16 protein-coding genes are annotated in these 14,156 nt (G+C 37.7%); 5 read left to right on the top strand and 11 right to left on the bottom strand.

Annotated elements, in window-relative coordinates; genetic code table 11:
- The 4 genes from I6E69_RS02170 to I6E69_RS02155 form a co-directional block, all read right to left on the bottom strand.
- Positions 1 to 1,539: an EAL domain-containing protein gene (locus tag I6E69_RS02170; RefSeq protein ID WP_197120528.1), complete on the bottom strand. Its 1,539-nt coding sequence runs from the start codon at positions 1,537 to 1,539 to the stop codon at positions 1 to 3.
- A gap of 78 nt (positions 1,540 to 1,617) precedes the next feature.
- Positions 1,618 to 2,253, bottom strand: a complete 636-nt coding sequence (locus tag I6E69_RS02165; protein ID WP_052201261.1) for an SGNH/GDSL hydrolase family protein — start codon at positions 2,251 to 2,253, stop codon at positions 1,618 to 1,620.
- Between the two features lie 8 nt (positions 2,254 to 2,261).
- Positions 2,262 to 2,774 (bottom strand): DsrE family protein, encoded by a 513-nt coding sequence (locus tag I6E69_RS02160; RefSeq protein WP_004334547.1) that lies wholly within the window; start codon positions 2,772 to 2,774, stop codon positions 2,262 to 2,264.
- A 65-nt stretch (positions 2,775 to 2,839) separates the two neighbouring features.
- Positions 2,840 to 3,313, bottom strand: a complete 474-nt coding sequence (locus I6E69_RS02155; RefSeq protein ID WP_004334544.1) for a flavodoxin family protein — start codon at positions 3,311 to 3,313, stop codon at positions 2,840 to 2,842.
- Positions 3,314 to 3,390: 77 nt separating this feature from the next.
- On the opposite strand from I6E69_RS02155, the gene soxR reads away from it, so the two are divergent.
- The 3 genes from soxR to I6E69_RS02140 all read left to right on the top strand — a co-directional run bounded on the left by soxR (position 3,391) and on the right by I6E69_RS02140 (position 6,010).
- Positions 3,391 to 3,873: a redox-sensitive transcriptional activator SoxR gene (gene soxR, locus I6E69_RS02150; RefSeq protein WP_197120527.1), complete on the top strand. Its 483-nt coding sequence runs from the start codon at positions 3,391 to 3,393 to the stop codon at positions 3,871 to 3,873.
- Positions 3,874 to 4,293: 420 nt separating this feature from the next.
- A complete protein-coding gene (locus I6E69_RS02145; protein ID WP_197120526.1) occupies positions 4,294 to 4,935 on the top strand; it encodes a hypothetical protein in 642 nt (213 codons plus the stop codon).
- A complete protein-coding gene (locus I6E69_RS02140; protein WP_039486587.1) occupies positions 4,925 to 6,010 on the top strand; it encodes a rhomboid family intramembrane serine protease in 1,086 nt (361 codons plus the stop codon). Before I6E69_RS02145 ends, I6E69_RS02140 begins: the two co-directional genes overlap by 11 nt.
- A gap of 213 nt (positions 6,011 to 6,223) precedes the next feature.
- Here the strand turns inward: I6E69_RS02140 and I6E69_RS02135 are convergent, their stop codons facing one another.
- Both I6E69_RS02135 and I6E69_RS02130 read right to left on the bottom strand, forming a co-directional pair.
- Positions 6,224 to 6,742, bottom strand: coding sequence for a transthyretin-like family protein (locus I6E69_RS02135; protein ID WP_231619687.1), 519 nt, complete (start codon positions 6,740 to 6,742; stop codon positions 6,224 to 6,226).
- Positions 6,743 to 6,767: 25 nt separating this feature from the next.
- Positions 6,768 to 7,139 (bottom strand): DUF1294 domain-containing protein, encoded by a 372-nt coding sequence (locus I6E69_RS02130; protein WP_197120525.1) that lies wholly within the window; start codon positions 7,137 to 7,139, stop codon positions 6,768 to 6,770.
- Between the two features lie 51 nt (positions 7,140 to 7,190).
- Here I6E69_RS02130 and I6E69_RS02125 point away from each other — a divergent pair, with 51 nt between their 5' ends.
- On the top strand, positions 7,191 to 7,721 hold the full coding sequence (locus I6E69_RS02125) for a hypothetical protein (protein WP_138490265.1): 531 nt from the start codon (positions 7,191 to 7,193) through the stop codon (positions 7,719 to 7,721).
- 60 nt (positions 7,722 to 7,781) lie between these two features.
- On the opposite strand, the gene I6E69_RS02120 is transcribed toward I6E69_RS02125, so the two are convergent.
- The gene (locus I6E69_RS02120; RefSeq protein WP_004334524.1) at positions 7,782 to 8,324 is read right to left on the bottom strand and encodes a carboxymuconolactone decarboxylase family protein; all 543 of its coding nucleotides are present in this window, start codon (positions 8,322 to 8,324) and stop codon (positions 7,782 to 7,784) included.
- A gap of 112 nt (positions 8,325 to 8,436) precedes the next feature.
- Between I6E69_RS02120 and I6E69_RS02115 the strand changes: the two genes are divergently transcribed.
- On the top strand, positions 8,437 to 9,024 hold the full coding sequence (locus I6E69_RS02115; protein ID WP_197120524.1) for a TetR/AcrR family transcriptional regulator: 588 nt from the start codon (positions 8,437 to 8,439) through the stop codon (positions 9,022 to 9,024).
- Positions 9,025 to 9,127: 103 nt separating this feature from the next.
- Here I6E69_RS02115 and I6E69_RS02110 read toward each other — a convergent pair whose 3' ends face one another.
- The 4 genes from I6E69_RS02110 to I6E69_RS02095 form a co-directional block, all read right to left on the bottom strand.
- Positions 9,128 to 11,248 (bottom strand): methyl-accepting chemotaxis protein, encoded by a 2,121-nt coding sequence (locus I6E69_RS02110; RefSeq protein ID WP_033020875.1) that lies wholly within the window; start codon positions 11,246 to 11,248, stop codon positions 9,128 to 9,130.
- A gap of 107 nt (positions 11,249 to 11,355) precedes the next feature.
- Entirely contained in the window at positions 11,356 to 12,573 is a 1,218-nt protein-coding gene (arsJ, locus tag I6E69_RS02105; protein ID WP_182738711.1) for an organoarsenical effux MFS transporter ArsJ, read from the bottom strand.
- Between the two features lie 24 nt (positions 12,574 to 12,597).
- A complete protein-coding gene (locus I6E69_RS02100; protein ID WP_197120523.1) occupies positions 12,598 to 13,608 on the bottom strand; it encodes an ArsJ-associated glyceraldehyde-3-phosphate dehydrogenase in 1,011 nt (336 codons plus the stop codon).
- 20 nt (positions 13,609 to 13,628) lie between these two features.
- On the bottom strand, positions 13,629 to 13,985 hold the full coding sequence (locus I6E69_RS02095) for a metalloregulator ArsR/SmtB family transcription factor (protein ID WP_197120522.1): 357 nt from the start codon (positions 13,983 to 13,985) through the stop codon (positions 13,629 to 13,631).
- Positions 13,986 to 14,156: the final 171 nt, after the last annotated feature.

Raw genomic sequence — 14,156 nt, 5'->3', positions numbered from 1 at the left:
CTAAAAATGCTGACTAGTTATATAATTTTTAAATTTAGACGCAGTCATGGGCTTACCGTACTTCCAGCCTTGTCCGTAATGCACACCCGCTGTTTTTAAAATGGCCTCTTGCTCAGTGGTTTCAATTCCTTCTGCTACACAGGTATAATTAAACTTATGCACAAGTTCCATAATATTTGGGATCATAGAGGCTTTTAAGCCCTCAGTTGCTATATCTTGAACAAACGTACGGTCAATTTTAAGTTGATGAAAACTCAAATTTTGTAAGTTTCTTAAATTCGAATAACCCGTACCAAAGTCATCTAATGATAAGTTAAATCCCGATTCAACCAAGGTTCTAAAATGAGCATGCGCGATGCTTGTATCAAGGTATTCGTCTTCAGTTATCTCTAAACAAATAATAAAGCGTGAATTGGTAAGCTCTGTAATTTGTGGTAACAACAATACGTTACCCAGCTCTACATCACACGGAAATATATTAAGCGACACTTTAAAGCCTTCAGGCAATACCTCTATAGAAGTTAACTCTTTGATTGTGGTGGCAATCATGGCCTCAGTAAAAGTCCAGGTTAAATTGTTTTTTCTAATAACCGGAATAAACTCATCTGGAAATAAAACACCGTACTTATCTTCAAAACGGGCAAGTACCTCGCAACCAATCAGCTTGCCACTTTGCAAACAAATAATAGGCTGGTAAGTCCAATAAAATGATCCCTTTTTGAGTCCTTTACGAATACGCTGATTAATAGAGCGACGAGCAGCAATTCTTGCATTTACCATTAGCGCACTCGATACACCAGCTAAGCAGGTTAAAATTAAGGAGATGATTAATAAAAAGTGGTTATTAGAAAAGAACTGACTCCAAGGCAAATGCACTGCTGCGCAGTAGTTCTCATTTTCAGTACTACAAGCAACACCCGTTTCATACGGTAAATAGCTGTCGCCACTTATTTTACTATAAGTGCCTTTTGTACCAGCTAAATGATGCAGTTCCTCGGAGTCTCTATATACAACTTCCCAATTTTTGGACCCAATACTCGCAGAGTTGAATGCCTTTGACTCCATGATCAGGTTAAAATTACCTTGGCGAACGATTACCACTTCCATAGGACGTCCGGTAAATAATAATAAATACAACTGCGGCTCAAAACGTACACGTACATCCTCATCTTTACGGATATAGTCAGGCTCAAGGTCGTTTATAACACTGCTTAGCAAACCAGCCCCAGTTGTACACATTAACTGGTTACCAATAAAAAAACCGATATCAATCACATATTGTGAATCAAATAAAGCACGCCGCATTTCAAGCAATGTAGTTTCATTGCACTGCTTGAAACCAAACTTATTAAGAGGTGTAAGCACACTGCGACGCTCTAATACAGCAGAGTCAACATGTTTAAGAATGTGTTTAGTATCGGCATTGATTTGAGTAGTGAGTTCTTGCGCTGCAAAATAGAGCAAAATGAGACAGCCAGTTATAAAAACTAACACCCCTGTTAGAACGGCTATAATCGATTTTTTTTGGTACTTTTCCATAGCATCCTGAGATTGTTAATTTATATCACTAATTTATTAGATGATTGCATAAGTCGCATTAAATTCACACAGATAGATTCAACAATTATTGAGTGAGTTTTGAACCAATTGCGCTATTTTAAAGCCTATTGCCAAATGTTGGTTATCATCAAAATGAATCCCATCACCATCTGTTATGTTAATAAACGAATTAAAATCAATAAAAGCACACTTATTATTAGCTGCAACGCTTTTAAATGCACTAGAGAGCTCTGTTACTTTTGTATCAGCCTCTTCATAAATACGTGAATACTGCTCGGTAATTCTTATTCTAGGTGGGCTAGCAATAATAATTTTAGGGGATTTTAAAGTACTACCTTGCTGATAATAAATGTGTATTGAGTTAATTAAATCATTCAAGCCATCTGCTATTAAAGTAGGTGTTAAATTAAAACGTTTTTTAAGATCGTTTGTACCAAGAGCTATAATAATAAAGTCGAGATCATGCTTATCCAAATAAGGCTTTAAATAGCTAACACCATTGAGCACACCGTCAAACGGGGGATTATGCACTAACGTGCGGTTAGGTTGCCCAGCCTCTATTACGTTAAAACCACACCCTAAGTTTTTATTTAAAAGTGATGTCCAACGGGTATTTTCATCCAAACGTTTACCCGTTTCAGGGTTTAAGCCCCATGTATTTGAATCCCCAAAGCAGAGAATATTTTTTATTATTTGAGTCATTAAAATGGATTGAGCGTATAGCCTTGTTGTTGAAGTTGTGCGTGAGCGGTCATAGCTGAAAGCGACATCTTTACACCCTCAATTAAAAGCGCTGGCGTTACTTTAAAGTGAGTAGCAGATTGCCCGCAAACATACACTTTAGTGTTATTTGCTAGTAGCTGCTCAATTAACGCTTGGTTTTTATTGTCAGCGTTAAAGCGTTTTTTATATTCGCTATTAGCTAACACATCCACACTTGCGCTGCCGTGCACAACTAATGCAAGTTGTATGTTTTCAGGCTTTACGCCATGCGCCACATGCATGTTAATAAAACGCGCTAGCGAATTTATTGAATTATTTTGCGCGCCTTCTTTAGCGCCATCAGCAACATCAAAGGCTATTTTAAATACCGTAGCGTCATTAATTTCATCATGCTCGGGTACATTGTAATAATTACCATACCCCTTAATTGGTTGCTCTGTTGCATATATTAAAGGGCTAAAAAGCAGCACTAACAATAGTAAATATTTCATAAAACAGTCCTGTGTTTTTTAAGATTATTACTAAACTACCAGAGACAACCAAAAAAGGCTGCAATTTAAGCAACCTTTTGGGTACTTTTATGGCTGTGGTTAATAAACTGCATACCTAAATAACTAAACGTATTTTTAAACTGCTCTACAAAACAGGCGGGGGCTTCACTTGATGACGCATTAGAAAGCACTGAAAAATGCTTACTGCGTAAACTACGAAGCTTAGGTTTTAATGCTTCATCGTCCATATAATCGGTTATTCTATCGATAAATAATTTCATTTGTACCGTGGTGCTGTACCAATAAACAGGCGACGCGAACACCCAATGTTCATATTTTAAAAGTGCTTCAAACACAGCGTAAAAATCATCATTTTTATAGTTTTTGTTATAGCAATACGGCGCAATTTTATAATCATCTAAACATATTACACGCACATTATTTTGCTCTGCAAATCCATTAACATGCGCCTGTGTATTACCATTTTTGCGTGCGCTTGAATAAATAATAACAGTGCTACGCTCAAGTTTTTGTTGCATTTAGTTAGCTCCTTTTTTAATGTTGCAAGAAGCTTAAAACCTCAAGTTATATTGAGGTCAATCGGAAATTAAAAATAATGCCAATAGATCAAAAGAAACTAACTGAGGCCAACTTAACCGTGGGCTATGTAGCAAAGCGTAGCGGCGTAAAAGTATCAACCCTGCATTTTTACGAAACAAAAGGACTAATACGTAGCTGGCGCAATGGCGGCAATCAACGCCGCTATAAAAAAGATGTACTGCGCCGAGTAGCGGTAGTAAAAGCCGCACAAGCAATGGGAATAACCCTTGATGAAATTAAACAAACACTGGCCACATTACCTGATCAGCGCACACCCACACAAAAAGACTGGGCAGCCCTTTCAAAGCAATGGCAAGCACAGCTGGACGAGCGAATAGCGTATATGCAGCGTTTGCGAGACAAGGTAGACAGCTGCATAGGATGTGGCTGTTTATCACTGAAAAGCTGCCCTATTTATAATAAAGACGACCATTTAGGCAAAACACAAAACGGTGCAGTATTTTTAAATTCAAAGGTTGAAAGTATTTTTCAAGAATGACCTTTGTTATATATTTAAAATAAAAACTAATTAGCCATAACTTAGTATTATCAATTTTATATATACCAATATACTTACCTCATGAGCAAAACATAGCTTTTCTAGCACAGAATTCTTATTTGCTTTAACTGTTAAATGAGGAAGAGCCATGGCTGCTTGTTTTATTTTTAATCACAAAGTAATCAATTGAAACCTTTAACGGTTTTGATATGGGGATTTTAGTAGTTGTGCACTTAAAGTATAATTACTAAAGATTCATTACCCACTCTCCTTAGGAAATGAGTAAAGTTTACGTCTGCATGTACATGCAGGTCGAAACGTAAAAAAGTATATTCAATACGGATAGTAGCATTGCTAACTGGTTAATTTTTAAGTATTCTTGTGCGCTTAAAAAGGAAGCAATATTCAAGGAACAAACTGTTGGAACCAACTAATCCCACCCCTAACAACAATACAAAACCACCTGTAGTTACTCAGAAACTTACTCAAGCCCTTAAAACGGTCGATCATAAAGAGCTCAAAAGTACTGGTTTTTGGTTAAATCAATTTTTTATGGTTATTTCTACCGTATTTGGTGTTTATTTGGCTGCTCAAAGCGGTTTAGAACAAGCGCTTAAGTTCGATTCATTTAGCAAAATGGAAGATAACTACTATTTGCGTACATCGCTCTATGACGAAGTTAATGATAACGCAAATACGGTAGCTAAGTATGCAGAACGCTTAGCGAAGAGCCCGCCAAAATCAGAAATGGAATTTTTTAAACCCACACTTGAGCAGTACATATGGAAAACCATGCAGTTTTCGCCTACTACGCTTGAAACACCAAGTGAATTTTTGACTAAAATACGTCGGTTTTATTCTCGAGCTGATTTTATCATTAATGCCGCAATAGAAAGAAAAATGTCTGCTAAGCAGGCTTCTATCGAATTAGCAAAAATAACAGACTCAATTAAAACTCAAACGCTACCCGCACTAAAAAATAGCGCTAAACAATTAAAAATGGAATTACAGCAGAATGACATTTCTGTTGGTTCGTTAAAGGAGCTAGAAAATGCCAACTAAGAGCTGCCCACATTGTAAAGACCATCCATTAGAAGTAACCAATTATCAAGGCGAAGAAATAGATATTTGCCGTGAATGTGGTGGCTTATGGTTCGAAAAAAATGAAGTAAATCGGATGATTTCCGAAATAAATGAAGGCCCTGAAGGTGATAAATTTGAAACTCACTTTGGTGAAGCATTAGGAATTTCTGAGCTTGACTGCCCTGATTGTAAAAAAAGCTTGGAACGTTTTCACTTACTTGAAGCTTTTCATACCGAAATAGATGTTTGTAGACACTGCGATGGCACATGGATTGATAAAGATGAGCTTGAAAGTGTTGAAAATAGCCCTGAAATAAAAGCGAGTTTAGGCGAGCTAAATCAAAAAGTAAGTTGGAAAACTTACTTGTTCCAATTTTTAACGCAAATGCCTGTTGAATATAATATTAAGCCACAAAAGACCCCCTGGGTAACTCGCGGTCTTATTGTCTTAAACACACTGATTTTTGCACTTTACTTTTTAAACCCGAGCTCATTTAGCTACGTCATTGATAACTTTGCCATGACACCTGCAGATTTAAGTAAAGGTAATGAGCTATGGACTGTATTAACTTGCGTATTTTTACATGGTTCCATAATGCATCTAGTTGGCAATATGTACTTTTTATATATCGTTGGCGATAACTTAGAAGATGTTTTAGGACACAAGCGCTTTTTGTTGTGGTACTTGGCCTGTGGTCTACTCGCATCATTTGCTAGCTACATTGTAAACCCTATGTCGAATATTCCAGGCGTGGGTGCCAGTGGTGCGATAGCCGGTTTATTTGGCATGTATCTGATGTGGTTTAGGCACGCAAGCCTCACTTTTATGTTTGTAATTTATCAGAAGAAACTTTCTGCGGTATGGTTTTTTGCTATTTGGTTAGGATTTAACATTTTTGGTGCAGTAACAGGCCCTGATGGCATTGATTATGGTGCACATATTGGTGGCTTTATAGCTGGACTAATTATTGGTTATATTTTGAAAAGTAAAATATTAGAGCAAAACCCTATAATTCGTTTACTAAACCAAAAAGAAGCACAGTTAAAACGTTAATCATCATATTAAAGCCACTAATAGATGAACATTGGTGGCTTTATCAAACTTCTCACTAATTTCTATAACTTATACCAATCCGCAATAATACTTAATCATTTTGCGGGGCTAAACGTGTCGCTACCTGCGTTAAAAAATTCTCATTTAGAACAACTAAATAGCGAACTTTTTGCCTAGCTATCAACACGTTTTTCCGCCCTCAAAATAGACCACTTAATTAAGCGAATTGATATTACAACGCGTATAAACTGTATAAAATTGACCGGTGTTTTTTATCGGTATATCGTACGTTGTAGCCTCTTCACTAAGTTCGCATTCAAAGTTATTTAATATATCAGACAGCAGTGCTTGCTCTTCGGTGAACTGTATTGTGGTATACCACAAGATTGAGTCTTCATCTTTTTTGTTTCCAATATAAATACTCTGTAGCAAAGAGCTATTAAAAAACATGTTTGAAGGCTTTGAACTACGTATTGTTTTATTATCGAAATAAAAGTAACCATTGTTATCACTTATGGCTTCATCAATATAAGTATCACCGTAAATCAGCTCTCTTGTTACTTTAACGCCCTGCTGGGGCTCACCATTATTTAATAGTCTGCCTTTTACAGGCAACGACAACGTAACGTCTTGTTTATTAAAAAACCCAAACATGTCTGCACATCCTTGCAATGGTATTAATAAAAATAAAATAAGCGTTAAGGTCACGCCAGCCGATCTTGTATTAGTCATAAAAAGTCCTTTTCCTATTTATACTTTAACCTAACAATAAATCTGGAAAATAAATAGCGATAATACTGCATCCCGCATTTATTAAAATATATAACCACAACATCACTATAAAACGTCGCTTTTGCGATTTATGGCGAAGTAATTGTTGAGCAAGTAATGCCCCCGGCCATCCTCCAAATAATGCAAGTAGTTGCAGTGTGCGCTCTGGCGTACGATTTACTTTTTTATGTGAAGAGCGCTTATCCCACGCGTACATTAAAAAAGTGATAGCACTTAATACACTTATATAACCAGGTACATATATTGGTATATAAACAGGTAAGTATTGCAGTAGGTAAGCCAGCCAAATGGCGGCTAAATAAAGTAATGAGAATGTGATTAATATTTTCTTTATCAATTAATTATCGCCTATACTTGGCATTGGTATTACAAAAACAAGAGCCAAATTATGACATATTTTAAAGCGATATTCTTAGTCTTATGCTTATCAACATTTAGTAGCTATGCATCCGATACACCCACCAACCTTGATAAAGAACTTGCCGTATTTAAGCCCTATTTAGGAACTTGGCAGGCTGACTTTAAAGTACCTGAAGGTGCTAAAAAAATACAAGATGTTGGCCGTTGGGAGCGTGCTTTAAACGGTAAAGCGATACATACCAAGCACTCTATTAATGAAGGTGAGTATGGCGGCGAGTCGATGATTTTTTACGACAGTAAAAAAGAGTCTTTGGTATTTTACTATTTCACAACCGCAGGATTTTATACAAAAGGCACTATGAAAGTGCTCAGCCCCACTCAATTTGTAGCCTATGAAGACGTAACTGGTAGCCAAGATGGTATTACAAAGGTTAAATCGATGAGTGAACTAAAAGACGATAAATTTATTGTATCGACCTCTTATTTAAAAAAAGGTGAGTGGACAAAACCCGAACAACGTATTTATACACGCAGTACAAAAACGGTTAAATTTAAATAGCTGTGATTTAAAAGCACAAAAGGCAGCCTAGGCTGCCTTTTGTCATTTATAAAACCGTATTTATTTTACGTATTTTTTAAATGGCGCGTCTACTGGTGTATCAGCAAGGTGATTAGTGTAGTTGCTCATTACTTTTTGAGACAAGCCTACAATAATTTCAAGTAGCTGTTGCTTAGCGTAACCTGCGGCAAAGAATTTTTCGATTTGCTCATCGCTGATCACGCCACGTTCACGTGTCATTGCGAGTGTAGTTTCACGAAGAGTTTCTAGCTTAGGGTTTTCAAGTGGTGTTTTGTTAACAAGTGCGTCAACAATACCTTGATCAACCTTCATTGCCGCTGCAATGCCACTGTGAGCAGGAACACAGTAATGACAGTCGTGCTCTACGTTAATTGATTGCCATACTACTGTTAGCTCTTCTGCGTTGAATGATGTTTTTTGAAACAGCTCGTGCAGTACTTGGTAACCTTTAAGTAATGTTGGTGCTTCAGCCATTACTGCATGTAAGTTAGGAAGCATACCAAATGCTGCTACTGAATCAGCTAGTAACGGTTTTGCTTCTTCTGGTGCGTTTTCTTGAGTGTATAAAGTAAATTCGGCCATGGTTAGCTCCTAATAATTAATAGTTTTAAGTAACTTCGAGACACATAGTATTTGATTTTGAGCGACTGTTCAAGTTAAAATTGAGCAAATGTTCAAATTGATTGAGAATGATATGGCTAATAAGGTTAAATTTGAACGCGAGAATGTAGTTCGCGTTGCTAGTCAGCTATTTTGGCAAAAAGGTTTTCATGCAACCTCAACGCGTGACTTACAAGAAGCCGTTAATATGCGCCCGGGTAGTATTTACTCTGCGTTTGGCTCTAAAGAAGGTCTATATTGCGAATCGCTGAAAGATTACACCGTACAAATGAAAACCCAAATAGAAGGGTTTTTATCAAGTGCCGATACAGTACTTGGCGGATTACGTGCGTTTGTTGAAAACGTGGTAATTAAAACAAAAGATTGCAGCCCAAGCGCTATTTGTATGCTAGTTAAAGCAAACAGCGAGTTTGCAGAAAAAGATTCAAACCTGTATGAGCTAAGCTTAGATTTAACGGCTCAATTTGAAGCTTATTTAACGCAATTATTTACCCAAGCAATAAACAAAGGTGAGTTACGTAACACGTTGACCGCTGTTGAATATGCGCGCTTTTTTCAAGTGCAATTTACAGGTTTACGCGGTTATTTTAATCGTCCTAATGTAGAGCAATTTGCTGAGCCAATGATCAACCAAATGTTTATGTTGATTAAAAAGTTATAAATAGCAGTTATCGAGCATTCTCAACAAGTTACATTTATTCTACTAAATAAAAATGGCCAGTATTAACTGGCCATTTTTTTGTGCTTAAAGCTTAATTTGTAAGTTACGTTTTAAGCTTATTTAGTTCATTATCTTGCTGGGCAACAAGTGCATTAAGCGCTTCGCTGCTATCCCCTGCTTGTGTAGATAAGTCAGCAAGTTGCGATGCGGCATCAGAGATAAGCGTTAAATTACGGTTTATTTCTTCAGTCACTAAACTTTGCTCTTCAGCAGCGGTGGCAATATGTGTAATTTGGTTGGTTATTTCATCAACTTTAACAACAACACTGTGCAGAGCATCAAAAGCTACTGATGTTTCATCAACGGCATTTTGTGCACGTACTACGCCTTTTTCAATAACGGTAGATGCGTTACCTACTTCAGATAATAAACTATCAATTAGTTGGCTTATGTCATCTGTTGATGAACGCGTTTTAGAAGCAAGTGCACGTACTTCATCGGCAACAACGGCAAAGCCGCGCCCATGTTCACCAGCGCGCGCAGCTTCAATAGCAGCGTTAAGTGCAAGTAAATTTGTTTGTTCTGAAATAGTACGAATTACATCTAATATTTGCGTAATGTCTTTACTACGCGAAGCAACTTTTTCAACGGCTTGGTTAGCTTCTTTAATTTCTTCAGACATCGTTTTAACTTGCGTCATCGCAGATGATAAGCTCGACTCACTGCTCACTACCAAGCTATTTATTTCATCGGCTTGTTGGGCTGATTGCTCTGATGCTCTGGCTACTTCGAGTGCTGTTGCGCTCATTTCGTTCATAGCCGTTACCACACTTTCAATTTCTTGAAATTGAGATTGCACATTATGCTTTGTATCAATAGCTATGTGTTGTGCTATTTCGCCTTGCTGCTTGGTTTGATCAGACACCGTTTTAAGCTCAGAAATTAAATCACGTAGCTTTGCTAAAAATCGGTTAAATCCACCAGCTAATGCAATAAGCTCAGCGTGACTATCAACATGCAATGTATGTGTTAAATCACCTTCAGAACTTGCGAGGTTATCAACCCGCTGTTGAATTTGCTGTAGCGGCGCTATTACACCTGCTATTACTAATTTCATAATAACAAAAGCAACCACAGCAATTACTAAGCCTGTTATTAAAATAATAAATCTGAGTGATGTTGCTGTCTCTTGCATGTTTTTTTCTAGCGCTTCAGGCCCTGCAAGTGCTAGATCTGTAGGTACTTCTATGATTAATGACCACTGAGTGTTAGCTAGTTTTATATTAATTGGGTAGTTAACTAAATACTCGCTAGGCGTTTTAAAGAGACCATGTTGGCCTTTAAATTTAACCAGCTCACTGTAAGTGTTGCTACTAACCGCTTCTTTAAATGGGCGGCCTAATTTAGATTTATAGTGACTGCTGCCTACAATTAAACCTATATCACTTAAAAGTGTTACTTTTGCTTGGCCGTTGTAAAGCTCGCTCGACAGCTTTTCGGTTAAGCCCTGAAAAGTTGGGAGCGTTAAATCAACGCCAGCTAAACCAATAAACTGACCTGACTTTAAAATAGGCACAGTTAACGAAGTTAGCATTACTGAGTCGCCCGATGGGATTTCGTATAAATACGGTTCCATAATACAAGGCTTAAGCGTGTCTTTTGCACACAAATACCAATGCGCTTCACGAATACCAAATTCATTTAAAGAGGTAATATATTTATCGGCAGCATTAGCTACTTTTTGCTGTTCAATTACGCCGTTTTGGTCGCGAGTTATATACACCTCTAAGGTGCCATTACCATTAACCGAATGTTTGTAACCTTGTTTAAAGCTCGAATCTTGCCCATCAAAAGCATTAGGCTCAAATTGCGAATATATAGAAGAAAGCAGAGTATTTTGCTCTAGCATCGAGCGGTTTATACTTACTACCGTATCGCGGCTCAGGGTTTCGCTTTTTGCTGCGTCACCTAATAAAGCCGCTAATGAATAAGGAATGCGGTAAGCTTCATTAATAAAGCCTGCAATTTTTTCTCCGTATCCAGCTGCATGAGCATTAAGCTTTTCTTCTACTTCTACAGTAATGTACTCTTCAGATTTAGTCGCTAACTGCTTATTACTTGATGATAACTGCCACCACAAAATGCCTGATAACACTAGTACAGTTATAAATATACTACCGACACTAAGCCAGAGTAACTTTTTTGCTAACGATATTTCTCGCATTCATTACACCCTTTAAATTAAAACTACTGATACAGTTTAGTAGATCTAACCAACGAAGCTATGAATATCGTTAAACAAATTGAATTTAATACAATACGTTTGGTTTTTTAAAGTTTAGCTAACCGTGCTGTTGTAATTGCGGCTAAAACTAATAAACACACACTTACCCATAAACACGCACTAAGCCCATATACTTGAAAAACCCAACCAGAAAGCACCGTACCAAGCAAACGCCCTATCGCATTGGCCATATAATAAAAGCCAACGTCTAGCGACACCCCATCGTTTTTAGCAAAACTTACTATTAAGTAACTGTGCAGCGATGAATTTACAGCAAATACTCCACCAAAAATAAGTAAGCCTATTACAAGCGTAAAATGTACCGCTATATCCAATTGCATCAACAACGCTAAAATGCCAGTTACGCCACTTAATAAAGCAACCCACCAGTATGCTTTTTTGACCGAATGTGAAGTTGAATCACCTTGCCCAGTTATTCGCGGTGCTTGCGATTGCACCAGCCCATAAGCAATTACCCACGAAGCCATAAAACCGCTGACCCACCAATGATCCCAGTTAAACTGAGCGGCTAAGTAAACAGGTAGTGCAACTACAAACCATACATCGCGCGCTGCAAACAAGCATAAACGCGCTGCGCTAAGTAAGTTAATTGCCCGCGATTTAGAAAATAATTCTTTAAACTTAGGTTTGTTTTTAGCTTTACCAATATCGCCTTTTAAAAAAATTAAACTAATAACCCACGCAACACTAAGTAAAATAATTAGACTTATTAATGCTCCCACAAAACCAAATACAGTTAGTAATAAGCCGCCTAAAAAAAAGCCAACCCCTTTTAAAGCATTTTTAGAGCCGGTAAGTATGGCAATCCATTTATATAATTGGCTTTGCCCTGCATCGTCTTGCGGTACTAAATACTTAATGGCGCTCTTTGCACTCATTTTATTTAAGTCTTTTGCTATGCCACTCAGTGCTTGCGCTGCCATAACATAGGCAACGGTTAGCCAATCCCCTGGCACGCAAAGCATGGCCAAAGCGACAAGTTGTAGCCCAAGCCCTACATTCATGGTTTTGTTCAACCCTAAATGCGCGCCAAGCCAACCACCTACTAAATTGGTGATCACCCCAAATATTTCATAAAACAAAAACAACATGGCTATCGCAAATGCGCCATAACCTAACTGATGAAAATACAGCACCACCAACATGCGTAGCGCGCCATCAGTTAAAGTAAATGCCCAATAGTTACTAGTAATTATTAAATATTGTTTTATAGAGCTCGGTAAGTTAGCCAACTGCGCAAACATAGCGTTAAACCTTTTTAAACGAGATTAAACCAAATCACTTTTTGCAACTTTAAGCATTAGCTCAGCAGTACGGTTTGCATAACCCCACTCGTTATCGTACCAAGCGTATAGTTTAAGTTGAGTGTTGTTAATTACCATGGTTGAAAGCGCATCAATAGTGCAGCTGCGCGGATCTGTTTTGTAATCTATAGATACAAGCGGCTTTTCTTCGTAGCCTAAAATACCTTGTAGCTCGTTATTTGCAGCGTCTTTAAACCACGTGTTTACTTCGTCTTGTGTAACACCTCGCTCGAGCTCAAAAACACAATCGGTAATTGATGCGTTAGTAAGAGGTACGCGCACGGCGTGGCCGTTTAATTTACCTTTAAGCTCAGGAAAAATATGCGTAATAGCAGTTGCACTACCGGTTGTAGTAGGAATTAAACTTGTACCGCACGAACGCGCACGGCGTAAATCTTTATGAGGGGCATCAATAATCGTTTGAGTATTAGTAATGTCGTGAATAGTAGTCATTGAGCCGTGCTTAATGCCCACTTTTTCTTGCAGTACTTTTACTATTGGCGCTAAACAGTTAGTAGTACACGAGGCGGCTGTAACAATTTTATGCTCACTTGGGTGATAAAGATCATCGTTTACACCCATTACTACATTTAAAATACCGTCTTCTTTTACAGGTGCGGTTACCACAACACGCTTAACGCCTTGTGCTAAATATTGATTTAACAGCTCTGTGGTTTTCATTTTACCGCTGGCTTCTATTACTACATCGCAATCAGACCAATCAGTTTCGTTTATGGTTTTGTTGTTGGTAACTGCAATAGTGTGTTTACCCACACTAAAGCTATTATCATCACTAGAAACCTGTTGTGCTAAGCGCCCGTGTACTGAGTCAAACTCAATTAAATGTGCGTGGGTTTTAGCATCGCCCGCTACATCATTTACTTTAATAAACTCTATTTCTGGCCAATCAACTGCTGCACGCAGAGTTAAACGTCCCATACGGCCAAAACCGTTAATACCTACTTTAATAGTCATAATTAAATACCTTTAATAAGTTAGTTACAGCAGCTAGTAATACGTTCAGGGCGATTACCCATAACATTTAAGCGCGTTAAATCGTTTTCATAAAATGAAGGGTTAGCAGTAAGCGTTTGCATTAATACATTTTTAGCCCACTCTGGCAGGGCTTTATTAATACTGTAATAAACCCATTGATTTTGTTTACGGTCGCTCAACAATCCGCATTGTCTTAACTGCGCTAAATGTCGAGACACTTTAGGTTGGCTTAGCTCAAGTGCAGCAACCAGTTCGCATACACATAGCTCTTCTTGGTCGCTAATGAGCAGCATTGCTTTTAAACGCGTATCGTCCGCTAGGCATTTATAAAATTGAAGTGGGTTGAATTGTTCCATATTGTCCTCGCAGTTTTATTGCACATACAATAAAACAAAAACAGGATATATGGAATAGTGAATATATGATTTTTTGTATATTTATTTAACGACTCATTTTATTAAACTCCACGCACAAAAAAGCCCAGTGGCAAAACCACTGGGCTATTACAGTATTAGTTAACTTAGCAA

The sequence above is a fragment of the Pseudoalteromonas sp. NZS100 genome, assembly GCF_015864815.1.
GTDB lineage: Bacteria > Pseudomonadota > Gammaproteobacteria > Enterobacterales > Alteromonadaceae > Pseudoalteromonas > Pseudoalteromonas distincta.
This window is presented reverse-complemented; position numbering and strand designations above follow the sequence as displayed.